Here is a 922-nt window from a genome sequence, read left to right as displayed (position 1 = left end):
AACATGATCACGGGTGCTGCCCAGATGGACGGCGCTATTTTGGTGTGTTCCGCTGCTGACGGCCCTATGCCTCAGACCCGCGAGCACATCTTGTTGGCCCGCCAGGTGGGCGTGCCTTACATCATCGTGTTCCTGAACAAGTGCGACATGGTCGACGACGCCGAGTTGCTTGAGCTGGTCGAGATGGAAGTGCGCGAGTTGTTGTCCAAGTACGACTTCCCAGGCGACGACACCCCGATCATCCAGGGTTCTGCCAAGCTGGCTTTGGAAGGCGACAAGGGTCCCTTGGGCGAAGAAGCCATCATGAAACTCGCTGATGCTCTAGACACCTACATCCCCCTGCCAGAGCGTGCAGTGGACGGTGCCTTCTTGATGCCCGTAGAAGACGTGTTCTCCATCTCGGGTCGCGGCACTGTGGTGACGGGCCGTATCGAGCGCGGCATCATCAAAGTCGGCGAAGAAATCGAAATCGTGGGTATCAAAGACACCGTCAAGACCACTTGCACGGGCGTTGAGATGTTCCGCAAGCTGCTGGACCAAGGTCAAGCGGGCGACAACGTCGGTATCTTGCTGCGCGGCACCAAGCGCGAAGACGTCGAGCGCGGCCAAGTGCTGTGCAAGCCAGGCTCGATCAAGCCGCACACCCACTTCACGGGCGAGATCTATGTTTTGTCCAAAGACGAAGGTGGCCGTCACACGCCTTTCTTCAACAACTACCGTCCCCAGTTCTACTTCCGTACGACGGACGTGACAGGCGCGATCGAATTGCCAGAAGGCAAAGAGATGGTGATGCCGGGTGACAACGTGTCGATCACTGTGAAGTTGATCAACCCCATTGCGATGGAAGAGGGCTTGCGCTTTGCCATCCGCGAAGGTGGCCGCACGGTTGGCGCTGGCGTCGTTGCCAAGATCATCGCTTAAT

At 58.0% G+C, this 922-nt stretch carries 1 protein-coding gene; it reads left to right on the top strand.

Going from position 1 to position 922, the window contains the following annotated elements; all coding sequences use genetic code 11:
• Nucleotides 1–921 (top strand): elongation factor Tu (gene tuf, locus B9Z49_RS21385; RefSeq protein ID WP_108355445.1); only part of this gene is annotated, 921 nt, incomplete at its 5' end.
• Between the last annotated feature and the right edge of the window lies 1 nt (nucleotide 922).

Source organism: Limnohabitans sp. 2KL-51 (genome assembly GCF_003063645.1).
Classification (GTDB): domain Bacteria; phylum Pseudomonadota; class Gammaproteobacteria; order Burkholderiales; family Burkholderiaceae_C; genus Limnohabitans_A.
This window is presented reverse-complemented; position numbering and strand designations above follow the sequence as displayed.